24 protein-coding genes are annotated in these 24175 nt (G+C 67.7%); 15 read left to right on the top strand and 9 right to left on the bottom strand.

Features of this window, described 5'->3' with window-relative positions; all coding sequences use genetic code 11:
- Positions 1–164: 164 nt before the first annotated feature.
- The gene (locus EJK15_RS46690) at positions 165–1112 is read right to left on the bottom strand and encodes an N-acetylglucosamine kinase (RefSeq protein WP_171074933.1); all 948 of its coding nucleotides are present in this window, start codon (positions 1110–1112) and stop codon (positions 165–167) included.
- A gap of 79 nt (positions 1113–1191) precedes the next feature.
- Between EJK15_RS46690 and EJK15_RS46695 the strand changes: the two genes are divergently transcribed.
- The 6 genes from EJK15_RS46695 (at position 1192) to EJK15_RS46720 (ending at position 6658) form a co-directional block, all read left to right on the top strand.
- Entirely contained in the window at positions 1192–2061 is an 870-nt protein-coding gene (locus tag EJK15_RS46695; protein ID WP_138716915.1) for a MurR/RpiR family transcriptional regulator, read from the top strand.
- Positions 2062–2796, top strand: coding sequence for a sugar isomerase domain-containing protein (locus tag EJK15_RS46700; protein ID WP_138716916.1), 735 nt, complete (start codon positions 2062–2064; stop codon positions 2794–2796).
- A 19-nt stretch (positions 2797–2815) separates the two neighbouring features.
- On the top strand, positions 2816–4228 hold the full coding sequence (gene ngcE / locus EJK15_RS46705; RefSeq protein WP_138716917.1) for an N-acetylglucosamine/diacetylchitobiose ABC transporter substrate-binding protein: 1413 nt from the start codon (positions 2816–2818) through the stop codon (positions 4226–4228).
- Positions 4228–5139, top strand: coding sequence for a carbohydrate ABC transporter permease (locus EJK15_RS46710; RefSeq protein ID WP_138716918.1), 912 nt, complete (start codon positions 4228–4230; stop codon positions 5137–5139). The genes ngcE and EJK15_RS46710 overlap by 1 nt, the downstream gene beginning before the upstream one ends.
- Complete coding sequence (locus tag EJK15_RS46715) at positions 5139–6056, top strand: carbohydrate ABC transporter permease (protein ID WP_138716919.1); 918 nt, start codon at positions 5139–5141, stop codon at positions 6054–6056. The genes EJK15_RS46710 and EJK15_RS46715 overlap by 1 nt, the downstream gene beginning before the upstream one ends.
- A gap of 65 nt (positions 6057–6121) precedes the next feature.
- Positions 6122–6658 carry a GNAT family N-acetyltransferase gene (locus EJK15_RS46720; RefSeq protein ID WP_206061521.1) on the top strand — a complete coding sequence of 179 codons (537 nt, stop codon included), beginning with the start codon at positions 6122–6124 and terminating at the stop codon, positions 6656–6658.
- Between the two features lie 12 nt (positions 6659–6670).
- On the opposite strand, the gene metE is transcribed toward EJK15_RS46720, so the two are convergent.
- Complete coding sequence (gene metE / locus EJK15_RS46725) at positions 6671–8812, bottom strand: 5-methyltetrahydropteroyltriglutamate--homocysteine S-methyltransferase (RefSeq protein WP_138716921.1); 2142 nt, start codon at positions 8810–8812, stop codon at positions 6671–6673.
- 146 nt (positions 8813–8958) lie between these two features.
- On the opposite strand from metE, the gene EJK15_RS46730 reads away from it, so the two are divergent.
- A complete protein-coding gene (locus tag EJK15_RS46730) occupies positions 8959–9807 on the top strand; it encodes a LysR family transcriptional regulator (protein ID WP_138716922.1) in 849 nt (282 codons plus the stop codon).
- Position 9808: 1 nt separating this feature from the next.
- On the opposite strand, the gene EJK15_RS46735 is transcribed toward EJK15_RS46730, so the two are convergent.
- From EJK15_RS46735 to EJK15_RS46750, 4 genes are all read right to left on the bottom strand, one after another.
- Positions 9809–12535 (bottom strand): outer membrane protein assembly factor BamB family protein, encoded by a 2727-nt coding sequence (locus EJK15_RS46735; RefSeq protein WP_138716923.1) that lies wholly within the window; start codon positions 12533–12535, stop codon positions 9809–9811.
- Positions 12529–13299 (bottom strand): hypothetical protein, encoded by a 771-nt coding sequence (locus tag EJK15_RS46740; protein ID WP_138716924.1) that lies wholly within the window; start codon positions 13297–13299, stop codon positions 12529–12531. The genes EJK15_RS46735 and EJK15_RS46740 overlap by 7 nt, the downstream gene beginning before the upstream one ends.
- 202 nt (positions 13300–13501) lie before the next feature.
- Positions 13502–13627, bottom strand: coding sequence for a DNA alkylation repair protein (locus EJK15_RS46745; RefSeq protein ID WP_206061522.1), 126 nt, complete (start codon positions 13625–13627; stop codon positions 13502–13504).
- Positions 13628–13797: 170 nt separating this feature from the next.
- Positions 13798–14229 carry an ATP-binding protein gene (locus EJK15_RS46750; RefSeq protein WP_138716925.1) on the bottom strand — a complete coding sequence of 144 codons (432 nt, stop codon included), beginning with the start codon at positions 14227–14229 and terminating at the stop codon, positions 13798–13800.
- A 266-nt stretch (positions 14230–14495) separates the two neighbouring features.
- Here EJK15_RS46750 and EJK15_RS46755 point away from each other — a divergent pair, with 266 nt between their 5' ends.
- The 6 genes from EJK15_RS46755 to EJK15_RS46780 all read left to right on the top strand — a co-directional run bounded on the left by EJK15_RS46755 (position 14496) and on the right by EJK15_RS46780 (position 18583).
- Positions 14496–15350 (top strand): helix-turn-helix domain-containing protein, encoded by an 855-nt coding sequence (locus tag EJK15_RS46755; protein WP_138716926.1) that lies wholly within the window; start codon positions 14496–14498, stop codon positions 15348–15350.
- Positions 15351–15375: 25 nt separating this feature from the next.
- Positions 15376–15621, top strand: a complete 246-nt coding sequence (locus EJK15_RS46760; protein ID WP_138716927.1) for a DUF397 domain-containing protein — start codon at positions 15376–15378, stop codon at positions 15619–15621.
- A 228-nt stretch (positions 15622–15849) separates the two neighbouring features.
- Positions 15850–16125 (top strand): hypothetical protein, encoded by a 276-nt coding sequence (locus EJK15_RS46765; RefSeq protein ID WP_138716928.1) that lies wholly within the window; start codon positions 15850–15852, stop codon positions 16123–16125.
- A 14-nt stretch (positions 16126–16139) separates the two neighbouring features.
- Positions 16140–17132, top strand: coding sequence for an ATP-grasp ribosomal peptide maturase (tgmB, locus tag EJK15_RS46770; RefSeq protein WP_138716929.1), 993 nt, complete (start codon positions 16140–16142; stop codon positions 17130–17132).
- Positions 17120–18328: a protein-L-isoaspartate O-methyltransferase family protein gene (locus EJK15_RS46775; RefSeq protein WP_240777655.1), complete on the top strand. Its 1209-nt coding sequence runs from the start codon at positions 17120–17122 to the stop codon at positions 18326–18328. The genes tgmB and EJK15_RS46775 overlap by 13 nt, the downstream gene beginning before the upstream one ends.
- A 57-nt stretch (positions 18329–18385) precedes the next feature.
- Positions 18386–18583, top strand: a complete 198-nt coding sequence (locus tag EJK15_RS46780) for a type II toxin-antitoxin system VapB family antitoxin (protein WP_138716931.1) — start codon at positions 18386–18388, stop codon at positions 18581–18583.
- A gap of 167 nt (positions 18584–18750) precedes the next feature.
- Here EJK15_RS46780 and EJK15_RS46785 read toward each other — a convergent pair whose 3' ends face one another.
- From EJK15_RS46785 to EJK15_RS46795, 3 genes are all read right to left on the bottom strand, one after another.
- Positions 18751–19920, bottom strand: coding sequence for a nucleoside/nucleotide kinase family protein (locus EJK15_RS46785; protein ID WP_138716932.1), 1170 nt, complete (start codon positions 19918–19920; stop codon positions 18751–18753).
- 250 nt (positions 19921–20170) lie between these two features.
- Positions 20171–20851 carry a DNA alkylation repair protein gene (locus EJK15_RS46790; protein WP_138716933.1) on the bottom strand — a complete coding sequence of 227 codons (681 nt, stop codon included), beginning with the start codon at positions 20849–20851 and terminating at the stop codon, positions 20171–20173.
- A complete protein-coding gene (locus EJK15_RS46795; RefSeq protein WP_138716934.1) occupies positions 20848–21516 on the bottom strand; it encodes a TetR/AcrR family transcriptional regulator in 669 nt (222 codons plus the stop codon). Before EJK15_RS46795 ends, EJK15_RS46790 begins: the two co-directional genes overlap by 4 nt.
- Before the next feature lie 97 nt (positions 21517–21613).
- On the opposite strand from EJK15_RS46795, the gene EJK15_RS46800 reads away from it, so the two are divergent.
- Together EJK15_RS46800 and EJK15_RS46805 are read left to right on the top strand one after the other, a co-directional pair.
- Positions 21614–22789: an acetyl-CoA C-acetyltransferase gene (locus EJK15_RS46800; protein ID WP_138716935.1), complete on the top strand. Its 1176-nt coding sequence runs from the start codon at positions 21614–21616 to the stop codon at positions 22787–22789.
- A 4-nt stretch (positions 22790–22793) separates the two neighbouring features.
- On the top strand, positions 22794–24158 hold the full coding sequence (locus tag EJK15_RS46805; RefSeq protein WP_138716936.1) for an alkaline phosphatase D family protein: 1365 nt from the start codon (positions 22794–22796) through the stop codon (positions 24156–24158).
- The last annotated feature ends 17 nt before the right edge of the window (positions 24159–24175 follow it).

Here is a 24175-nt window from a genome sequence, read left to right on the forward strand (position 1 = left end):
GACCGGATGCTCCTGGGGGTGAGGGACCCCGTCCCCGCATTCCCGGACCACGCACCCGATGCGTGCCGCCCGGATGCGGCGAGCACACGGGCGACCAGAACGCTCAACACCGTTCGGAGCGTTCGGCCGGGCATGAGCAACTCATGCTCAGTCCCTAGGAACGGTCAAGGGGCGACGGCCGTGAAGGCGGCGTGCAGGCCCTTCGCATCGGCCTCCGGGAGCAGGCCGCGGGCCGCCAGCCAGGCCGCCGCGCCCGCCCCGTCCCGCGCCGTCGTCACGGTCTCACCCGCGAGCAACTCCGTCACGGCCCGGCGTACCGGCCCCTCGCTGGTCAGCACGCTCCCGGCGAGCACCACCGGGCCGGACACGTGGACCCGCCGCAGCGTGGCGACCAGATGGCCGGCCGCATCGTGCACGATCGTGACGGCCATCGGATCGCCCGCCTCCGCGGCCCGGCTGACCAGCGAGGAGAGGGCCGCCAGCCGCATGTGCTCGGCCTGCGCCAGCCGGACGATGCGATCGGCGACGTCGCGCGGCGTGGCGGGCCGCTCGTCGCCGAGGAAGTGCTCGGTCACGAGACCGACCAGCACACCACTGGCCGGTCCTCGGTCGAAGGCGTCCACCACCGCCATCGCGGCCGCGCGCCCGATCCAGAAGCCCGACCCCGCGTCCCCCAGCAGCCATCCCAGCCCGTCCGCGATCGCGTCCAGCTCGTAGTCCACGATCCTGGCGGCCACCGCGCCCGTGCCGGACAACAGCAGCGCCCCGTCGGGCTCCGGCGATCCGGCCGCGTACGCGATCGGCGTGTCCCCCACGTATCGCGGCCCTTCGGCGATCCCGCTATCGGCCCAGACCTTCGCCAGCTCGGGCTCCATCTCGGCCACGTGCCCCGCGACCCCGGCCAGGGAAGCGACGACGCGAGCGCCGTCGTGCGGCCCGAGCGCCAGCCCCAGGGCCTCGCGGACGGCCGCCACCGCCTTGGCCAGCCCATGGGCGCTGGGATTGCCCGCGCCCGCCCGGGCGTATCCCACCCGGGTGCCGTCGAGCGCATGGACGGCGACGCGCGTGGAGGTGGCCCCGGCGTCGACACCGACCACTAGCGATTTCGTCACGGTCCGAGTCTGGGGGTTGACTGGACCGAGAAGCAAGAATAATTTTCGCCAGACGACCGAGTATTCGGAAGGAATATTCGTGACTTCAGGAGCGCTTGGGCGTGTCGAGACAGAACTACCCGGTTTGCCGGAGGCATTGCGCAGGGTCGGAGAGGTGATTCTCAGCGATCCGGCCGAGGCCGCGCGGTCGACCATCATCGCGCTGGCCGAGCGGGCCGGCAGCTCGCCCGCCACCGTGACGAGGTTCTGCCGGGCCTTCGGTTTCTCCGGCTACGCCGAGCTGCGCGTCGCCCTCGCCACCGAGACCGGCCGGGCCGCCCAGGCGGGCTGGGGTGCGGGCGTGGGCCACGAGATCGGCCCCGACGACCCGCTCGACATGGCCATCGAGGTGATGGCCGCCGCCGACACCAGGCTCATCCAGGACACCGCCGCGCAGCTCGACGTGAACGTGGTCGCCAAGGTGGCCGACGCCATCGTGGCGGCCCCGCGCGTGCTCCTCGTCGGCGTCTCCACCAGCGGGGACGTCGCCACCATGCTCGAAGGCCGGCTGCGCCGCATCGGCGTCCCCGGCTGGAGCGCGGGCGACGCGCACGTGGCCCTGTCGGAGGCGGCGCTGCTGAAGGAGGGCGACGTGGCCATCGGCATCAGCCACCGGGGCCGCACGCGCGAGGTCATGGAGGCGCTGGCCGAGGCGGGCAGCCACGGCGCGCTGACGGTCGCGGTCACCTCCTTCGCCCGCTCCCCGCTGGCCGACCTGGCCGACCTGGTGTTAACCACCGCCAGCAGGGAGACCACGTTCCGGCTCGGCGGGCTGGCCGCCGTCCACTCACAGGTCTTCGTGCTGGACGCCGTCTACGTGGCGGTCGCGCAACGCACCTACGAGCGCACGAACGAGGCGTTCGAGCGCACGATCAGCGCCGTGGAGAGCCACCGGGTGGAGAGAGGCTGAATGACGTATGCATCCAAGGTCCTCGATCTGGCACATCAGGTCACGGAGAGCCAGGCCGAGCCGGTCAGGAAGGCGGCCGCGCTGGTCGTGGCCTCGATCCGGGCGGACGGCGTGGTCAACGCCTTCGGCTCGGGGCATTCCGAGGCCATCGCCATGGAGATCGCCGGACGGGCCGGCGGCCTCGTGCCCAGCAACCGCCTCACGCCCAGGGATCTCGTCCTGTACGGCGGCCGGCCGGCCAGCGTGCTGACCCCCGAGCTGGAGCGCGACCCGGCCGTCGCGCACCAGATCTACGACCTGGCGCCGGTCGCGCCGCAGGACGTGTTCGTGCTGGTCTCCAGCTCGGGCGTGAACGGCACGGTCGTCGAGCTGGCCACGATCGTCAAGGACCGCGGCCATCCGCTGATCGCGATCACCTCGGTCCAGCACAGCACCCGGATGACCTCGCGCCACCCGTCGGGCGGCAAGCTGCTCGACCTGGCCGACGTCGTGCTGGACAACGGCGCGCCGTACGGGGACGCCATCCTCGACCTGCCCGGCGGCGGCAGTTACGGTGCGGTATCCACGATCACCTCAGCGTTGCTGGCGCAGATGGTGGTCACCGAGGCGGTTGACGAGCTCGTGGCGATGGGCGAGACCCCTCCCATCTACCTGTCGGTCAACGTGACGGGCGGCGACGAGCACAACAAAGCCCTGGAGAGCCGCTACGCAGGGCGCATCCGACGTGGATCATGAATAGTCAGGAGTAGTCATCATGCCCGACACCCCCCATATCAGCAGGCGTGGGTTCCTGCGCGGCGCCGCGCTCGTGCCCGTGGCAGGGGCGCTGGCCGCGTGTGCGACACCCGCCTCCCCGCCCGCCGCCACGAGTTCGTCCGCGCCGATCGCGACCAGCGCGGCCAACCCGTTCGGCGTGGCCGCCGACAAGCCGCTGGAGGTGTGGATCTTCGACGGCGGCTTCGGCCAGGACTATGCCAAGAACATCCACCAGCCGCTGTTCAAGACCAAGTACCCGAACGTCGAGATCAAGCACAACGCGACCAAGGAGATCACCAAGGTCCTCCAGCCGCGCTTCGCCGGCGGCAACCCGCCGGAGGTGATCGACAACTCCGGCGCCAACTTCATGGACTTCGGCGCGCTGTCCCAGGACGGGCAGATGCAGGACCTGACCCCGCTGCTCGACGCGCCGTCGTGGGACGACCCGAACGTCAAGGTCAGAGACACCCTCGACCAGGCCGTCGTCGACATCGGCACCTATGACGGCAAGTTCAGCGTGCTCGGCTACGTCAACTACATCCACGGCATCTGGTACTCGCAGAAGGTCTTCAGGGACAACGGCTGGCAGATTCCGAAGACGTGGGAGGAGTTCCTCGCACTCTGCGAAACGATCAAAAAGTCCGGCAAGATGGCGCCTTTCACCTATGCCGGAAAATTCCCGCAATATCTGTATGAGCCGCTGCTGACCATGGCGGCGAAGATCGGCGGCAACGAGGTCCTCGTCAACATCGACAACCTGGAGGACGGCGCCTGGACGACCGAGGCCATGAAGACCGCGGCGACGGCCTGGGCCGAGATCGGCGCCAAATACCTCATGGAGGGCACCACCGGCCTCGACCACGTGCAGACCCAGACCGCCCAGAACAAGTACAAGGTGGCCATGCTGCCCTCCGGCTCCTGGCTGGAGAACGAGCAGAAGACCACCACCCCGCCCGACTTCGAGTACGGCATGTTCCCGATCCCCGACGTCACCGGCTCCGACAAGATGCCTTACGGCACCCTGCACACGCAGCCGGGGGAGAACTTCATCGTCTCCGCCAAGAGCGCCAACCCTCAGGGCGGCATGGAGTACCTGCGGGCCATGCTGTCGAAGAAGGCGGCGGGCGACTTCAGCGAGCTGGTGCGCACCGTGACGGTGGTGAAGGGCGCGGGCGAGGGACGCCAGCTCTCGCCGGGCGTGTCCAGCGCCTCCAAGGCGATCGCGGACGCGGGGGCCAACACCGTCTACTACCGCTGGTTCAACTGGTACGGCCCGCTCAAGGACGAAGCCATCGCCGCCACCGGCGAGCTCATGAGCGGCGGGCTCACGCCCGACAAATACCTGGAGCGTATCCAGAAGAAGGCCGACGAGATCAAGAACGACTCCTCGATAAAGAAGTACAAGCGCTAATGATCTTCAATAGGTATCGCCGCGGGCTGTTCATCACCTCGTTCCTGGCAGCCCCGGTGATTCTCTACCTGGTCTACGTCATCTCGCCGTACATCCAGGCGTTCTACATCGCGATGACGGACTGGCGCGGCGTGACGGCCACGCCGACGTTCATCGGCCTGGACAACTTCGAGCGGCTCTTCAACGACGACAGATTCTGGAAGGCGGTCGCGCACAACGGCGCGCTGCTCGTCCTGCTGCCGTTGATCACGATCGTCATCGCCCTGTTCTTCGCCTTCCTGCTCAACGTGGGCGGACCTCAGGGCGTGACGGGGATCCGCGGGTCGAAGTTCTATCGCGTGGTGTTCTTCTTCCCGCAGGTCCTGGCCGTCGCGGTGGTGGCGGTGCTGTTCCAGCAGGCGTTCCGGCCGGACGGCAGCGGCATGCTGAACGCGCCGCTGATGTCGCTCGGGCTCGGTCCGATCGGGTTCCTGTCCGACCCGGACGTGGCGTTCTGGTCGGTGCTGGGGGTGATGGTCTGGCAGGCGGTCGGTTTCTACGTGGTCCTGTTCTCCGCCGGACTGGCCTCCATCCCCAAGGACATGTTCGAGGCGGCGCAGATCGACGGGGCGGGCCGGGTCAGCCTGTTCTTCCGCGTCACGCTGCCGCTGCTGTGGGACACCGTTCAGGTGGCCTGGGTCTACCTGGGCATCCTGGCCCTGGACGTGTTCGCGATCGTCTGGGTGATGACCGACCAGCACGGCGGCCCCAACTGGTCGACCACGGTCATGGCCACCGAGATCTACCGCAACGCCTTCTCATACTTCCGCTTCGGGTATGCCTCCGCCCTGGGCGTTGTGATGTTCTTCTTCACCGTCGGATTCGCGATCATCTCGCTGCGCCTGTCCCGACGCGAACGGATTGAGTACTGATGACATCGATGACGTCGTGGACCGTGGCGAACTCCCGCAAGCTCGCTCGCGCGGAACGCCGGCGGCGGCTCGGCCCGCTCGGGTGGATGACGCACCTCGCGCTCATGGTGTGGACCGTCCTCATGGTGGTGCCGATCCTGTGGACGTTCCTCGCCTCGGTCAAGAGCGAGGCGGAGATCTTCGATGACGCATGGTCTCTGCCGAGCGCGCTGCAATGGGAAAACTTTTCGCGAGCATGGAACAACTTCCACATCGGGCAGTACATGCTGAACAGCATCATCGTGGTGGCGTTCAGCACGTTCGGCACGATGCTCATCGGATCGATGGCGGCGTACGTGCTGGCTCGTTATCCGTTCCGCGGGAACCGGGCGTTCTATCTGTTGTTCGTGTCCGGGCTGGCCTTTCCCGTCTATCTGGCTCTGACGCCGCTTTTCTTCGTGGTGCAGAACATGGGGAACGTGCCGCTGATCGGGCCGTTCATCGGGTTGAACACGCATGCGGGGCTGGTGCTGGTCTACATCGCCTACTCGATGCCGTTCACCGTGTTCTTCCTGTCGGCGTTCTTCCGTACGCTGCCGACGGCGGTCGCGGAGGCGGCCACGGTGGACGGGGCCTCCCATACCCGGGTGTTCTTCCAGATCATGTTGCCGATGGCCAGGCCGGGCATCGTCAGCATCACGATCTTCAACATCCTGGGACAGTGGAATCAGTACCAATTGCCGCTGGTGCTGCTCCAGGACCGGGACATGTGGGTGCTCACTCAGGGCATCGCCGACATTTCCGCCGCCGCCGGATACGACCAGGACTGGTCGGCCCTGTTCGCCGCTCTGACCCTGGCCATCCTCCCCATGTTGGTCGTCTACACCGTCTTCCAGCGCCAGATCCAGTCCGGCCTGACCTCGGGAGCGCTGAAATAAGCTGAAATAAACGGTTCGCGGCGGACGGGGTGTTCTGCTTGGCTGCCTGTATGAGGTCGGTATGGGTGGGAGAGCGCGTGCGCCTGCGCGCCAAGGAACCCGAGGACTGGGAGGCGTTCCGCGCCTTCGAAGAGGACTCGGACGCGGTCAGGAGCGGCTGGCGCCTCCATCCGCCCAGCTCGACCGCCTACGCGAAGAAGCGGGCCACCGAGCAGGCCGAGGAGCCGCCGGACCTCGACGAGTTCAGCCTGGTGATCGCCACCAAGGGCGACGACGCCCCCGTCGGCTCGATCAACACGCACCAGGTGGACCGCGTCCACGGTACCTTCGCGTACGGGATCAGCATCGGCACGCCGCACCATCGCAAGGGCTACGCCAGCGACGCCATCGTGGTCCTGCTGCGCTACATGTTCTTCGAGCGGAGATTCCAGAAGGCCGAGGCCTGGGTCTACAGCTCCAACGACGCGTCGCTGGCCCTGCACCGGCGACTGGGTTTCGTCGAGGAGGGCCGCCGGCGCAGGAGCCACTACGCCAACGGCCGCTACCACGACGAAATCTTGTTCGGCATGACGGTCGAGGAGTTCACCGAGCGTTACGCCTGAGCGCGCGGAGCGCTACAGTTCGGCGCGCAGCTTGCGCGTGGCCGCGACCACGTTCGCCAGCGCCGCCTCCACCTGCTCGTACGTCCGCGTCTTCAGCCCGCAGTCCGGATTGACCCAGACCCGCTCCACCGGCAGCACCCGCAACGTCCTCCGCAACAGCTCCTCGACCTCCTCCGAGCCGGGCACGCGCGGCGAGTGGATGTCGTAGACGCCCGGCCCGAGCCCGCGCCCGAACGTCTCCACCGCTCCCAGGATCCGCGCCCCCGACCGGGCGGACTCGATCGTGGTCACGTCCGCGTCCAGCCCGTCGATGGCGGCCAGGATCTCGTCGGCGTCCGAGTAACACAGGTGCGTGTGGATCTGCGTGCGATCGCTCGCCCCCGAGGTGGCCCGCCGGTACGCCGCGACCGCCCACTCCAGGTACTCAACCTGCGCCGCCCGCCGCAACGGCAGCAGCTCGCGCAATGCCGGCTCGTCCACCTGGATGATCGGCACCCCGGCCGCCTCCAGGTCACGCACCTCCTCCCGGACCGCGTCGGCCACCTGGAACACCACGTCCCGCAGCGGCAGGTCATCGCGTACGAACGACCAGGCCACGATCGTGACGGGCCCGGTGAGCATGCCTTTGACCGGCTTGTCCGTGAGCGACTGCGCGTACGTGGTCCACCGCACCGTGATCGGCGACGGCCGGCCGACGTCGCCGTGCAGGATCGGCGGCCGGGTGCAGCGGGACCCGTACGACTGGACCCAGCCGTTCCTGGTGACCGCGAAGCCGTCGAGGTGCTCGGCGAAGTACTGGACCATGTCGTTGCGCTCGGGCTCCCCATGGACGAGGACGTCGAGCCCGAGCCGTTCCTGCACCCTGATGGCCCGCTCGATCTCGGCCTCGACCCGCCGCTCGTACTCCTCCGGCGTCAGCGTGCCCGCCGCCACCGCCGCCCTGGCCGCGCGCAGCTCGCCGGTCTGCGGGAACGAGCCGATCGTGGTGATCGGCAGCGCGGGCAGCCGCAGGTGCTCGGCCTGCGCCGCCGCCCGCACCTCGTACGGTCCGCGCCCCTCTGCCACCACGGGGCCGGACAACGCCACGGACGGCCCGGCGGGCGCCGGCCCGTGGAAGCCGGCCGCGGCCAGCGCCACCACCTCGGCCACCTTCTGCTCCGCGAACGCCAGCCGCGACCGCAGCGCCGGATCCAGCTCCGGCTCGGCCTCCACGTCGTACGGCACATGCAGCAGCGAGCACGACGTGCTCACCACCACCCGCGAGGCCCGTACGGCGGCCAGCGCGGCCAGCGCCCGCTCGGGTGAGGTCCGCCACACGTCGCGCCCGGACACCACGCCCGCCACCACGGTCTTCCCCGTCAGATCGGCCGCGGGCACGCCGCCCCGCACCAGGTCGATCCCGATGGCCTCAACCGGCGTGCCGGCCAGCACCGGCAACGCCTCCCCGAGATCACCGAAGTAGGAGGCCACGAACAACCCCGGCCGCGCCCGCACAGCCCCCAGCCGCTCATATGCGGCCCGTACGGCGGCCAGCTCCTCCGGCGTGCGATCACCCACCAGCGCGGGCTCGTCCAACTGCACCCACTCGACCCCCTCGGCGGCCAGCGCGCCGAGCAGCTCCTCGTAGCACCCCAGCACGTCGTCCAGCCGGTCCAGCGCCGACCCCAGCAGCAGGAACGTCACCGGCCCCAGCACCACCGGCCGCGTCTCGAACCCCAGCGCCCGTGCCTCCCGCACCTCGCCGAGCGGCTTGCCCGCGTCCAGCTTGAACACGGTGTCCGGCCCGATCTCCGGCACGATGTAGTGGTAGTTCGTGTCGAACCACTTCGTCATCCGCAGCGGCGCCAGCCCCTCGGTGCCCCTGGCCATCGCGAAGTAGGGATCCTCCGCCGCGCGATAGCGCTCAGGGATGGCGCCCAGGAGCACCGCCGTGTCCAGCACCTGGTCGTACAGCGAGAACGTGTTCGACGGCAGCCCTTCGAGCCCCAGCTCGGCCAGCCGGCGCCAGGTCCGATCCCTGATCTCGGCGCCTGCCCGGTCGAGCTCCGCCCGGGTCGCGCGCCCGTCCCAGTACGACTCCAGCACCCGCTTCAGCTCCCTCCGCGGCCCGATCCTCGGGTACCCGAGCACGGTGGACTTGGGGAACGGGAACATCTTCTCAACTCCCTGTGACGTCGGACAGATCGTGGCGATCTCAGAAGTCGGCACGATCACGTGTCATGGCGATCTCATGCCGACTTCGGAGATCGCCATGACATGTGATCGTGCCGAGTACCCGCCGAGTCGTGCACCATGTATTGATGCTGCTTATGCTCAAGGAGCTCCACTGCTTCACGAGGGTCGCCGCCCGGCTGGGCTTCTCGGCCGCAGCCGCCGACCTGGGCATGTCGCAGCCCGCCATGAGCCAGGCCATCACCAGGCTCGAACGCGCCACCGGCGTCCGGCTCTTCGAGCGCACCGCCCGCGAGGTGCGGCTCACAGCAGAGGGCAAAGCACTGCTGCCCTACGCGGAGCAGGTGCTGGACTCGGCCCGGGCGTTCACCGCCGAAGCGGCCCGGCTCGCTCGCCCCACCATTCACCTCGCTTATCCACCCCTCGTCGGCACCTTGGCGGCGCGCATCGTCAGACGCCTCGCCGGCCGCAGCCCGTCGATCGGCGTGGAGCTGCGGGTGGCGGGCCGGGCGACGGCGGCCCAGGCCCTCGCGGCCGGCGAGGTCTCCGCCGCGATCCTGTCCACCCCGGCTCCCGCCCAGTTCGTCACGGCCGCCAGGTTCCACGTGACCGTCGACCACTTGGCCGTCCCGACCGGGCACCGGCTGGCGTCCAGCCCCAAGGTCGCCGCCGACGAACTGGCCGGCCAGGTGCTCCTCACACCCGGCACGCGCCCGTGGACGGGCCTGCCCGGCCGCTCCCGCCTGGTGCCCGACGACGACTTCGCCGCCGCCCTGGACCTGGTGGCCGCCGGCGCCGGCCTGCTGCCGATCCCGCAGCTGCTGGTCAGGGCCATCAGGCGCGACGACGTACGGTTCGTGCCGCTCGACGCCGGGGACCTGCGGATCACGTACGCGCTGGCCTGGTCGAAGGAGCGCGTCACACCGGAGCTGATGGCCCTGGTCCAGGCGGTCCAGGATGCGCTGTGGACGAGGTGACCTAGCCGCCTGCCGCGGGCAACGCGTACACGTTGCCGTTCGCGCTGCCGAAGTACACGAAGCCACCTGCCACGACTGGCCTGGTCTCGACGTTGCCGCCGGTTGGGAAGCTCCATCGCACCGTGCCGGTGGCGGCGTCGAGCGCGTGCAGCGTTCCGTCGTCGGCTCCGACGTGAACGGTCCCGCCTCTCACCACAGGGCCGGAGGTGCTGCCCCTGCCCAACGGGAAGCTCCATCGCGCCGCGCCGGTGGCGGCGTCGAGCGCGTGCAGCCTGCCGTCGGTGCTGCCGACGTACACGAGTCCCCGGGCCGCCGCGACGTCCCACTTGTAGCCAGGGTCCTCGCCCTCGCCCAGGAAGCTCCACAGCCGCGTGCCGTTGTCGGCGTCCAGCGCGTACGTCGTACCGTCCTTGCCGCCGAGGTACACGGCCCCGTCGGCAACCACCGGACGGAAGTCGACGACACCGTCGATCCGTGAGCGCCATCGGACTTTCCCGGAGGCGGCTTCCCGTGCGTGTATCTCGCCATCGGGGCTCGCGGCATAGACGACCCCACCCGCCCGTACCAGATAGGTGTGGTCTTTTTCTCCACCGACCCGGAAGCGCCGCTTCTGGGCTCCCGAGGCGGCGTCCAGCGCATACACCATGCCATGGTCGCTGCCGGCATGGACGACACCGCCGGCCGGCACGGGATCGGGGTTGAGGATGTCGCCGTCCGGCCGGAAGGTCCACAGCCTCTTGCCGGAGGCGCCGTTCAGCGCGACGAGCTCGGCGTTCATGGCCCAGGCGGGGTTCCGGGTCCAGGCGTAGACGCGGCCCGTCACGACCACGAGGTCGCCGACCACATTGATCCTGCGGCTCCACCTCATGCGGCCGGTGGCGGCGTCCAGCGCCACGAGCCTGCCGGACGTGTTCGCCGCGTACACGGTGCCATCCACTACCGCGTGATCGAACTGGATGGCATCGCCCGTCTGGAAGCTCCAACGCATCGCGCCGGTGGCGGCGTCCAGCGCGGACACCGTGCCATCGCCACTGGTGGCGTAGACGACACCCTCGAGCACCACCGGCTCGGCATGGACGGTCGCGTCGGTCGGATGACTCCAGCCGCCCTTGCGCGTGGGGCCGGGAGCGCGGACGCCCGCCTGATAACGTGCGAGCAGATTGTCCCGCAACAACGGGGAGATGAGCCGCACCGCCTGTCGTGAGGAAGAGACCAGCCGGACGATGACCGGGCCCACGTTGATGATCGTCGCGCCGAAGAACCCGTTCGTCTCGGCCACGGTATAGGAGAGGAAACCCGGGCTCTCAGTGGTGGGATCAACGGCATTGCCCTCTTTGATGCCGCCGACCTCGGCGATGAACAGCTTTCGTGCGCTCGCGCTCGACGAGGACACCCACTCCACGGAGAGCGAGACGACGGCGCCGTCGTCTGTGGGCGGTATCCAGTCGCATCTCGCCGGTTTCGGCGGCGCCATTCCCGCCGGCTCGTCCGCGCCGGGGACGGCGCGGTAGCCGTCCGCGAGGACGGAGAGGTCACGGCCGGTCAGCAGGGCGCAGGCATCCGGCCAGGCGTTCGCCGGGACACCGCCGAACCCGGCGGGCCCGCGGGAAAGTCCGTAGATCAGGTTGTACGCGGAGATCCGGCCGTCGCTGTGCACGAAGGCCATGTTCCGGGTCGCCCCGACAAGGGACACGCGATGAGCGGGCATGTCGAGCGGCAATCCGCCGAGCCGGCCGGTGCCGGAGTCCAAAGAGAGCAGGTAGGCGGGCAGTGGCCATCCGTTGTCCAGGAGGAGCCCACGATCGTTGGCCGCCGCAGGGTAGGAACCGGCGAACAAAGGCGGGCTCCAGCGGCTCGGGTTCCTGACCTCCACAGCTTCCCTGACGGTGGACAGCAGCCGGCCGTCCGCCGCGTAGAAGAAGCCATCATTTCCCGCCCAGGCGTAGACATGTCCCTCCGCGTTGGCCGTGACGTGCATCAGAGGATCGCCGTCCTGCGGCGAGTAGAACGATGGCAGCAGGCGCGTCCAATCGTGACGCAGCGTGCGCGGATCCATCGAGGCGAGCCGCAGTTGATTTCCCGCGCAATAGCTGAGCAGCGTCACCGATCGGGCGGTGGCGGCGCCACGCAGGTGGCAGCCTCGCGGATACGTCACCCGTGCAGTGGTCGCCCCGGTCCGGAGATCAAGGGCATGGATGTCGAAGGGCTCGGATGACCTCTCGAACACCACGATGCCGTGCTCGGTCACCATGATCCCCGGGCCCATGTACGCTCCGGTATCTTCCAGGGAGGGCTGATCGGGGACGACGACCGTACGCCGCCACAGCGAGGCGCTCGTGGTCAGGTCATGGCCGTACAGGGCGTGGCCGGCGATGTCCGGCGTACCTCTCGACACGACGAGCGTCTCGGCCGCGACCCACACGCCGGTGATGGGCGCGGGGAGAGCGGGGTCGGCGGGGATGGTGCGCCGGAGCTCGCCGGTACGCGGATCATGGATCCGCACGGTGCCCTGACGCGTCGCCACGGCGACCGCGTGGTCGGACACCGCGTAGCGCGGAGTCTCGAAGGGCGACTCGCCGGTGCCGGCGTCCGCGGGCACTGACCACGCCGCACGCCACTCGACAGGCACGAGCGGGAGCCGCGGAGTGTCCCCGGCCACGGCCTGGCAGGCCACCAGCACCACCGCGAGCAGGGCCGCGACCGCGCGGCGCCCGTGCACGGTCAGCACCCCTCAACCTTCCGCAGCATCGCGTATGCCTGGGCGCGAGAGACCGGCCGCCAGCCACCGAACGTGGATTTGGCGTAGTAGGCGCGGTAGTCGTCGGGAACGCCGGTCACCCGGAACGGACCCCTGTCCGGCCCCTTGATCGTTATCTGCTCGGTTCGATCCTCCGCCAGCACAGTGACCAGGAGATCGAACTCGTAGTACGCCTTCTTGCCGCTGATCGACATGGAGAGCGTGACCCGCTCGTCCCTTTTCAGGTCGATCTGCTTCTTCCTGAAGTACGAGGTGTCCAGATCTTCGGCGATGGCGAAGTGGGAAGCCGGCCGATCGAGATTGGCGCAGAGCTCGACGGTGTCGACCTCTCCCGCGGGGGAGTCGACCAGCAGCGCGCCGTCCGAGACCGGCTTGCGGGCGAGAACGCGCGGCTTGATGTCGACGATGCGCAGGCTGCTGCGGTTTCCGATGAGGACGACGGTGACGTTTGTCCGGTCGAGCAGGGCCCTGTGATGGCGTGCCATGACCGTGTCACGTCGCGAGCCGGATGCGTTGCCCAGCAGGGCCGCTCGTTCTCCGGGGTCGGTTACCGGTTCCCTCAGGGCGGTGTCCCGCGCTGAGTATTCGACGGCCACGTGGCCGACCTTGATCGGAGGCTCGCCGCTGATCCGGTCGAACGTGTCGGGTCCACGTGCGTTGAACCAGGTGGTGAACACGACGCCGATCACCGCGATGATCACAGCGCTGAGGATCCCGGCCAGCCACGTCCGCATGGCCGTCCATCGCCGGGACCCGGCCGGCTCGGCCTCCTCGGTCCGAGAGGCGGGAGCCGCTTTGGCTTGAGCGGATTTGGCACGCTTATTCTGGCGTACTTTGGTCATGGAACTCCCATGAACGGCGAACGGCCGACCGCTGAATCTCTCCCCCGCTATATATCGGTACGACGGCGGTGGTGCTGCGCTATCGAGGAATTTCCTATGAGACGGGCAGGTTCTTGAGCGCCTCACGGGGGCTCGGGCCCGTAATGCCCTTGGCCTTCACGTATCGGATGACCTCGCCGGGATTGGTCTTGGCGTATTCGCGTAACGCCCACTCCAACATGAGGGGCCACATCGAGTGGGGTACCCGGAACAGTCCACTTCGGCAGCTCGCAGTGGGAGGTCGGCGGGCTTACATGTGGGCTGAAGCACCGGGGGGCGGGGCGCTTCGGCTGATCCATCCCGCCCCTCCGGTCTGCTCGCGAGGCCCCATCACGTCTCCACCATGCAGGCTCATGTGTCCGGGGTGCCGACTGGCGTTTCGTCCGTGGTGAGCACTTCTGCCCATACGCGCCTGCCGCGGAAGGCGTTGTCGCCGATGCCCCAGCGGAGTGCGGTGTCGTCTACGATCTGCAGGCCGCGTCCCGAGCAGTCCAGTTCGCCGGACTCGCGCACGTGGGGAGCGGTCACTCCTCCGTCGTCCATGACGTCGATACGCGCCAGGTCGTCACCGATCGCTCGGACGCCCACGGTGATCAGCCCGCCGGGCAGGCCCGAGACGGAGTGTGTCAGCGCGTTCGCAACCAGTTCACTAACTACGAGCTGTACGCCGGTTACGTTCCGATGACCGGCCGCCGCCAGGATGGCCTTGATGCAATGGCGAGCGACCGGCACCGAGCTCGCCACTCCCGGAAACACCAGATCGGCGAGAAATCGCCTGCTCATCAGCGCACCCTCCGGAATATGATCATGTCCTTCACGAGGACGTTGAGCATGGTGGACCCGGCAATACCCTTCCGCCGGTCCCTAATTTCGCTAAACGGATCTTTCGTGCGAGTTCCGCCACTGAGGTCGTCAGAGCCGTACCAGTGCGGAATCCTTGGCACCGATGGTGCTCCTGTAACGGTGCCGATGTAAAGCCGTTCCGATGGAACGGTTCTAGAAGTTATTGTTCCTCTGGAACATAAACTGCATGCATTTGAGGTGAAAGCATGGCAATCAGGGCGACGCCGACCGTACGTCGGAGGCGGCTTGGATCCGAACTGAAGACCCTGCGGGTCGCTGCTGGCCTGAATCGCGACCAGGCGGCGGAACACATAGGAGTGGCCCCGAGCACCATAACGAAGATCGAGAGCGGGCAGTCTGCGGCGAAAGTTGGAGACGTGTCTTTGCTGCTCGACCTCTACGGAGTAACTGATGAGCAGCGAAGGGAGGTCCTCCTGACCCTGACTCGGGAAGGCCGTCAGCGCGGATGGTGGCAGAGTCACAAGAAGGCTGTTCGCCCCTGGTTCGAGACCTTCGTCGGCTTGGAGTCCGCCGCGAGGGAGTTGAGGCTCTACGACTCGGAACTGGTCCCCGGTCTGCTGCAAACTGTCGCCTACTACCGGGCGAACATCGGTACGGCACCAGTCGCCTTCTCCGAGGAGGCGATCGAGCAGAAAGTTGCCTTCCGCCTGGCTCGTCAGGAACGCCTGAACGACCCGGCCAACGAGTTGCGACTGTGGTCGATCATCAACGAGGCGTGTCTGCGCAGGATGGTCGGCGGACCCGAGACGATGGAACCGCAGTTGCGTCACCTGGTGGAGGCGTCTCAGAGGCCGAACATCACGCTCCAGGTCCTGCCGTTCTCCGCCGGCTCGCATCCGGCCATGGACGGAAGCTTTGTGATCATGGAGTTTCCCGAGTGCCCCGATGTGGTCTATCTGGAGAGCCAAGCGGACGCTCGATATCTGGAGGAAATTGACGTCGTAGAGCGGTATAACGTGGTGTTTAACCACTTGAGGGCAAAAGCTCTTGATCCAGACAAAAGCCGCAAGGCGCTCGTCGAGGCGGCGGAGAACCTCTGACGTAGGGGCAAGCGAAGGAGCAAGTGTGAGGAAGTACCTCTCGCGCGAGGGCTGGCGCAAGTCCAGGTACAGCAACGTCGATGGAAACTGTGTTGAGCTCAACGAGGCCGACGTGCCCGCTGATGCGGGCCTGCACAAGCAAGGGCCGTTGGTCGTGCTCCGCGACAGCAAGGACCCCGACGGGCCCATTCTGTACTTCAACAAGGCCGAGTTCCGGGATTTCGTGCGCAGCGCGAAAGACGGCGAATTCGATGACATGATCGCTGTCTAGTGCGCCGATAGGCCCGGCGGAGCACCCTAGATGGACCCTCGTGGGTCCATCCGGTCACCCCTTCCCTTGGGGAGGGCTTGTCGGCTATCTCAAACGTCAGTATTCAGGAATTGTTCGCTGGGAACTGTTCTCCTTCCTCGCCTGGCCATCAGTCCATCGGTAACGTAGCGTAAACGTGTCGTCGCCCATCGCTAGCACCGGCTAGCTGCCACGGAGGGTCCCAGACAAGTGAGCACTCAGACCCGAGAAGAACTCGACCTGATCACTCACTCCCCGGACGGGGAAACGCGAGGGCTGATCTTCAGGATCGGCGACCTGTTCCCCATGCTTCCCACGCGACACATCCTGTCGGCTCCCGCCACGCCCGCGAGTGGCGCCCGGCCTTGGGGCCTGCGCTTCCTCGCCCCGCTGCCCATTCATGCGGGCAAGCACGAGGGAGCGACGAAGAAGACCAGCTCGTCCTCGCCTGATGGGACAGCCCCGGAAGAAGTCGGCTCGGACTGACCAAGGACATTCCAGTGACGCACACTGTGCTGATCGTCACCGACGAAACGGACCTCGTCGCTGACCGCGTCGCCGCAGAACTGGCTGGTCGAGGCATACCCGTCGTCGCCCTCGACACTTCCCACTTCCCAGCCACGATCTCCATGGCCACCGGCATCGCAACCGGGAGCCACCGCTGGGCCGGGACGATCGGCAGGCCCGGCGGGAAGGTGGTGGATCTCGCTTGCGTGGGAGCCGTCTACTGGCGGCGACCAACCCAATTCGAGATGGACGACCGCATGACCAGTCCGGAGAGGGCGTTCGCGTACGGTGAGGCCCGGCGGGGATTCGGTGGCGTCCTGATCGCCCTCGGGCAGAAGGACTGCCTGTGGGTCAACGATCCCGTAGCCGCCGCGCGGTGCGAGTACAAGCCCGTGCAACTCCAGGTCGCCGCCCAAGCCGGGCTGAACGTACCATCCACGTTAATCACGTCCGACCCACAGGCCGCCTACAACTGGGCGAAAGAATTGGGCAAGCCCATCATCTACAAACCGTTGAGCGGTATCTGGCACGCTGACGAGGGGCGTATCAGAGCCCTCTACACCACCCCAATCGAAAACCTCAACGAGCTGTTGGACCCGGCGATGGGATACACGGCTCAACTGCTTCAAGAGCAGATTCCGAAAGCGTACGAAGCGCGGGCGGTCGTGGTCGGCTCGGAGGTTTTCACGCTGCGCATCGACTCCAGAAGCGACCAGGGCCGTATCGACTGGCGCAGCGATTACGACTCGCTGACCTACGCCGATATCGACCTTCCCGCCGACTTCCAAGAGGGCTTGGTGGAGCTGCACCGGCGCCTTGGCCTGGTCTATGGTGCCGCAGATCTGATCTGCGACACTAACGGCCGCTGGTGGTTCTTGGAGACCAACCAGCGTGGGGAATGGGGTTGGCTGGCGGACGAGACCGGTGTGCCGGTCGCCGAAGCCCTCGCTGACATCCTGGAGGAAGGGCCATCGTGGGCCAGATAGAGCCGCCTGACGGGCAGACCATTGAGACGCTGGCTGACGGTCTGGCCGAGAGCCTGCGATCGCAGGGTCGGCTCACCGACCCTGCGTGGGAGCGAGCGCTTCGCGAGGTGCGCCGCGATCTGTTCGCACCCCCGAGGGCTTGGGCCAAGCCCGACAACAGCCAGGCAGGAGGCCCCATCGATCGCGACACCGCGCCCCAGGAGTGGTGGAACGCCGTCTACTCCGATGCGTCTCTAGTCATACAGGCGGACGATGGGGCCGGGGATCCGGCCAGCGGAATAGGCATGATCACCTCATCGCTTTCGGCACCGGGCGTGGTGATCGAGTTCCTGGAACTACTCGCCCCCAACCCCGGCGATCGAGTCCTGGACGTGGGCACCGCCTCGGGATGGACGGCTGCCCTGCTGTCATGGCGTGTCGGTCAGGCCGGTGTCACGTCGATCGAGGTGGATGGCCAGGTCGCGGCCCAAGCGTCGGCCAACCTCAAGACGGCGGGATTCGCGCCTCATCTGGTCGTCGGCGATGGCACCGAGGGATGTGCCGAACGTGCTCCGTTCGAGCGCATACACGTCACGGCGGGGGTGTCTGCCATTCCCCTGTCGTGGGTCGAGCAGGCCCGGCCTGGCGGGGTGATCGTGATGCCGTGGCAGCCCCACGGTGGACTGGGCCACAAGTTGCGACTCGAAGTCACCTCGGGCAGTACGGCGGTGGGGTCGTTCCACGGACCCGCCGCCTATATGATGCTGCGCTCACAGCGGCACGGCAGCACATGGAATCCCCATCACTTCGAGGAGGCCGATCACTCCGAGACAACGATCGATCCAACCATCCTGGCTACGGCGGATCAGGGGGCAGACCTCGTGTTCGCCGCGCTTGCCCCCCAGATTGGCTGGCACGCATCCATCGATGAGGACACGTACTCCCTGCTGCTGTTCGAGCCGGACAACCCAAACGGATCGTGGGCAGCTTGCGACAAGGAATCAGGGACCGACACCTACCAGGTCGCCCAGTACGGCGAACGCCGCCTGTGGGATGAGCTGTCCGACGCCTATCTCGAGTGGGTGGCGTTCGGCAGCCCGCACTACGAACGATTCGGGCTGACCGTTGGCCCTGAAGGCACGCACCTGTGGCTCGATCACCCCAACGGGCCGAGTTGGAAGATACCGGTATCGTCCAGCGTGCTTGGGGATCACTGAAGGATCCAATCCTGCCTATCGATCGACCGCATCGTCCCGACCGGCAAGGGAGCCAGCATGCGTACTGTAATCGACATAGATGAAGATCTCTTCGATGAGGCCGCCGAAGAACTCGGCACCAAGGGTCGCGAGGCCACCGTCAACGCTGCCCTGGAGCATTTCGCCCGCCGTCACCGTCAGCGCGAGGCTGTAGCCGCGATCCTATCGATGGACCTCGACCACAGCACCGACGCCTGGCGGCCGCCTGTCAATTGACGGCTTTGGAACTGCTCCTACGGCTGTCCCTCGGATAGCGCGCCCTGTACTGGGTGCAGAAGCTAAAGGACGGTGATGCCGCGGGCGGCGAGGATGGCGTTGGCGTACAAATGGCGCACCGATTGTTGATCCTAAGAAAGCTCAAGATAAGCTCCAGAGAAAGGCTCTCAAGCGAAGAGATTCGGCCAATTGCCGCTGCGAGCCCGCACGTCTGCAACCACCTCTTTCACCGACCGGCCGTCGGTGTCGACGCGCAGATCACCTGCCCCGGTGCGGTCGAGCGCCTTGGCCTTGCGCGCCGCTCGTTCGGCGATACGGTGCAGGGCGTCCGAGCCCAGCCCTCTCAGCTCGTCACCCGGTATAGCCGGCCCGCCTCCTCGGCCACGCTGCGCGACGCGCTCGGCCAGCGTTGCCGGGCCGGCATGCAGACGACACACGGTCAACGCCATGCCGGGCAGCAACTCAGCGTAGCCCCGGACAGTGTCGTCGGAGTCGGCCTCCCCGGAGACGACCAGGCACTGGGCACCCACCGCGCGATATCCGGCCCAGATGGCCGCAAGGTTGCGCGCCTTGAGGCGATGGCTGTCCGCGTCGTCGTCCGCGACGGGACGCAGCGCACCGATCTGCTTCACATCGACATAGGCGGCTCGCACGCCGGTCCGGTAGACCTGCATGAAGATCTCGTAGCCGACCGTCGACTTCCCGACCGCCGTAGCACCGCAGAGCCACAGCACGGGTACCGGCACGGAAGCGGGTGCGGCATCCACCTGTGGTGTCGGTGGCCGGCTCTGCCGGTCAACAAACGTCGCGGCGGGGAGGCCGCCCGGCCATCCCCCAGCCCGCTCACGGACTAGCCGGGCCGTCTCGGACACCGCAAAACCGTCGGTATCCACGCACACGTCGGCGTAGTCGCTCCGGTCCAGGGCCTCCGCCTCAACGATCGCCTCCTCCACCAGATCCGGACGCCACCCCCGCCCGAGGAACCGTTCCTTGAGCTCAGCGCTATCGACGCGCAGTCGGCACAACGTGAACGCGGCCTCGGGAAGAAGGGCCGTGTACTCACGAACCTCCTCGGAAGTGTCAACAAAGCCCGCAAGGACCAGACATTGCACCCCTTCCTGCCGAAAGTGCGGCCACATCGCAGCCAGGCTCCGCGCTCGGATGTGATGCGTCATGCCCTCCGGCATGGGGTAGCACAGGCCGATCTGGTCAGCATCGACAAACGCCGTCTTGACACCACCGCGGCTCAGTTGCGCAAACACATCCCAGCCAACCGAGGACTTCCCGACACCCGTGGGCCCCGACAGCCATAGCAAAGGCAGAGGAACGTTACTCATCCGTGCGACACTAGCGGGCTCCTGGCGAAGCGAGCGAGTGCATTTCAGCGCGCAGATCAGCGGCCACGACACGCCGAAGAACAAACTCTTCGAAACGCATCGGACCCCGTTGGCCCCACAGCCCACACTCCCCGTCGTCAACACCGTCTATCACGCATCACCACAGGTCATAGTAATGATCAACACGAAGAGCTAAAGATAAGGGCCGATGCCGTGACTTGGTGGACAGAACCTCTTGATGGGTGGTCACTCAGGTGACGGGCAGGTTCTTCAGAGCCTCGCGGCGGCTCAGTCCCGTAATGCCCTTGGCCTTCACGTATCGGATCACGTCGCCGGGATTGGTCTTGGCGTATTCGCGTAACGCCCACCCGATCGCCTTGCGCGCGAAGAAGTCGTTGTCCGACAGGCTCGGCTGGATGCACGCGTACAGCAGGGCCGTGTCCGTGCGGTCCTTGAACCGGTTCTGGCAGAGGATCGCCGTACGCCGCTTCCACAGGTCGTCGTCATTTGCCCACTCCAGCATGAGAGGACGCATCGTGTCGGGGTACGCGGTCAGCAGCGCGCCGATCCGGTGCGTGGCCAGCTCGTCCACCACGTCCCACCAGGCGCCGGTGACGATCATCTCCTCGTACATCGGCACCGTGTAGAGGGTCTGGAACGGCCTGTAGTAGTGATATCCGGACAGCTCGATGGCAGCGTACCGCTCCTCGCGGTATTCGGCCTCGCGCCACAGCGACAGCACGCCCCGCCGCCACTCCGGCGCGCTGTCGAGGCGGTGGTCGGCGAAGACCCGCTTCAACGCGGCCCGCCTGGGCACCGCCTGGACGCCGAGGAACGGCATCGCGGACTTCATGTACGCCCGCATCGTCTCGGCCTTGCCCGGCTCGGCCGCCTCCTGCAGTGCCAGCCGCACCGCCTTGCCCAGGCTCATCCGGTGCGCTGGGTCGTTCGCTCGCCCGTGGCGAGCCCGTCGAACAGCACGGTGATGTAGTGCTGGGCCAGGCCATTGGTGTTGAGTCTGCCGCCGGGGCGGAACCAGCGGACCGCCACCCAGATCGTGTCGCGGATCATGCGGTAGGTCAGCTTGGGGTCGACGTCGGTGCGGAACTGCCCGGCCGCCTGGCCCGCCTTGATCTGCGTCACCCAGATCTGCTCGACCTCGTCCTCGGCCTTGACCAGGTAGTTGAACCGCTCGAACTGCCGCAGGTAGTTCCAGTCGTTCTGCATGACGGTGATCGCGGCCCGGTGCGGCTCCAGGGTGCCGAAGCCGATGCGCACCATCTCCGACAGCACGGTGCGCGGGTCGGAGCTGGTGTCGACCGCGGCGCGGTAGCGGGCGACGAGATCCTCGAGAAAGGTGGACAGCACCTCGTCGACGATCGTCTCTTTGGAGTCGAAGTGGTGGTAGAGACTTCCTGAGAGGATGCCCGCCTCGTCGGCGATCTCACGTACTGTCGTGGCCTGGAAGCCCTTGCGCGCGAAGAGCTCCGCGGCGAGCTTGACGAGGTGGTCACGGCGCTCGGACGCCGACCCGGTTGAGGTCGCACGCTGGCGCTTCGCCGGTGTGGTGGTGCCGGAGTTCTTTCGCGTGGTCACGTCACCATTATGAGCCCTCAGACAATCGCTTGTTCACCTAACCAGCCCAGCTCATAAGGCATTCCGCGTTAGACCAAGCGCTTGCTACCATTCGAGCATGACCGAGGCGTACATCGTCGGCGCCGTCCGCTCCCCCGTGGGGCGCAGGAACGGCGGCCTGGCCCGGACCCATCCCGCCGACCTAGGGGCGCATGTCCTCAGAGAGCTGATGGACGGCTCGAACGCCGACCCGTCGGCCGTGGAGGATGTGATCTTCGGCTGCGTGGACACGATCGGGCCGCAGGCCGGCGACATCGCCCGCACCTGCTGGCTGGCCGCCGGGCTGCCCGAGGAGGTGCCCGGCGTCACGATCGACCGCCAGTGCGGCTCCTCCCAGCAGGCGCTGCACTTCGCCGCCCAGGCCGTGCTGTCGGGCACGAACGACCTGGTGGTGGCGGGCGGCGTACAGAACATGAGCATGATCCCCATCTCGTCCGCGATGCTCGCCGGACAGGCCCTCGGGCACGAGACCCCCTTCGGGGGCTCGAAGGGCTGGGTCGAGCGGTACGGCACCCAGGAGGTCTCCCAGTTCACCGGCGCCGAGCGGATCGCCGCCCAGTGGGACGTCTCGCGGGAGGAGATGGAGCGGTACGCGTACGAGTCCCACCGGCGCGCGCTGCACGCCATCGACGCCGGATATTTCCGGCGGGAGATCGTCCCCTGCGACGGCGTCGCCACCGACGAGGGTCCGCGCAGGGACACCACGATCGAGAAGATGGCCGCACTGAAGACCCTTGTCGAGGGCGGCCGGCTGACCGCCGCGCTGGCCTCGCAGATCTCCGACGGCGCCGCCGCCCTGCTCATCGCCTCGTCCCGGGCCGTACGCGACCACGGCCTGACCCCGCGCGCCCGCGTCCACCATCTCTCGGCCCGTGGCGCGGACCCCATCACGATGCTCGACGCCCCGATCCCCGCCACCGTCCACGCGCTGGGCATGACCGGCATGTCGATCGACGACTTCGACACCATCGAGATCAACGAGGCGTTCGCCTCCGTCGTGCTGGCCTGGCTCAAGGAGACCGGCGCCGACCCGGCCAGGGTCAACCCCAACGGCGGCGCGATCGCGCTGGGCCACCCGCTCGGCGCGACCGGCGCCGTGCTCGCCGTCAAACTGCTGCACGAGCTGGAGCGGACCGGCGGCAGGTGGGGCCTGCAGACCATGTGCGAGGGCGGCGGTCAGGCGAACGTCACCATCATCGAGCGACTCGATCCGCCACCGCCTGAGTCACCATGAGGGTATGGCCGACCCATTCACACTGGGTGTCGCCTCTGGGGAGCCGATGCCCGACGGCGTGGTCCTCTGGACCCGCTTAGCCGTCGACCCGCTGAACGCCGATCCCAACCGCCCTGGTGGCATGGCGCCGAGGGCCGTCGAGGTGCGCTGGCAGCTCGCCGAGGACAACCGGTTCGCCCATGGCCTGCGCGAGGGGACGATCCAGGCGCAGCCGGCCTGGGTGCACAGCGTGCACGTCAGGGTGGCCGGGCTCAAGCCGGGCACCGACTACTTCTACCGGTTCCGGGCGAGCGGGGCCCTGAGCCCGGTCGGGCGCACCAGGACCGCCGACGACCCGGCCGCCGCGCGGCCCGTGCGGTTCGCGGTGGCCAACTGCCAGCGGTACGAGCACGGCTTCTACACCGCGTACCGGCATCTGGCCGCCGAGCGGCCGGACGTCGTCTTCCACGTCGGGGACTACATCTACGAGTCGCGGCAGGCCGCCACCGTCGTGCGGCCGCTCGGGCCGGTGCCCGGAGAGATCACCAAGCTGCACGAATACCGCCTTCGCTACGCCCGCTACAAGACCGACCCCGATCTGCAGGCCGCGCACGCCGCCGCGCCCTGGGTGACCACCTGGGACGATCACGAGGTGGCCGACAACTACCGGGGCAGGGGCGACGGGTCGGCGGCGTTCCTGCGCCGCAGGGCCGCCGCCTATCAGGCCTATTACGAGCACCAGCCGCTCAGGGTGCGGCCGCAGGACGGGAACCTGCAGATGTACCGGCGACGGACGTACGGGCTGATCGCCGACTTCATGGTGCTCGACGTGCGGCAGCACCGTGACGCCACCACCATGCTGGGCACCGCCCAGGAGCAGTGGCTGCTGTCCCGCCTGATCACGAGCCCCGTCAGGTGGCGGGTGCTGGTCCAGCCGCTGTTCTTCGCCCGCCGCTTCGTCCCAGGACCGCCGCCGAACCTGCGCCCGGACTCCTGGGACGGCCACCAGGACCAGCGCGCCCGCATCCTGGGCGCGAACGCGTCCGGCCTGGCCGTGTTCAGCGGCGATGTGCACAACTGCTGGGCGGGCGAGCTGAAGTCCGACTTCCTGGACCCGGACTCGGCCACGGTGGGGGTGGAGTTCGTGGGCAGCTCGATCAGCAGCCGGCCCCCGCAGACCGACGGCCCGGCCGTGCTGGCGGCGAACCCGCACCTGAAGTTCTTCGACGACCGCCGGGGCTACCTGTCCTGCGTGGCGAGCGCCGAGGAACTGCGGGTGGCGTGCCGGGCGGTGGACTTCGTGGACAGGAGGGGCGCGCCGGTGCGTACTGTGGCAGAGTTCCTCACCAAGGGGAGCGGGTTGACGTCAGAAAATACCTCTAGCAAATAGGAAACTTTCCTATTAGA

The sequence above is a fragment of the Nonomuraea basaltis genome (assembly GCF_005893125.1).
Classification (GTDB): domain Bacteria; phylum Actinomycetota; class Actinomycetes; order Streptosporangiales; family Streptosporangiaceae; genus Nonomuraea; species Nonomuraea basaltis.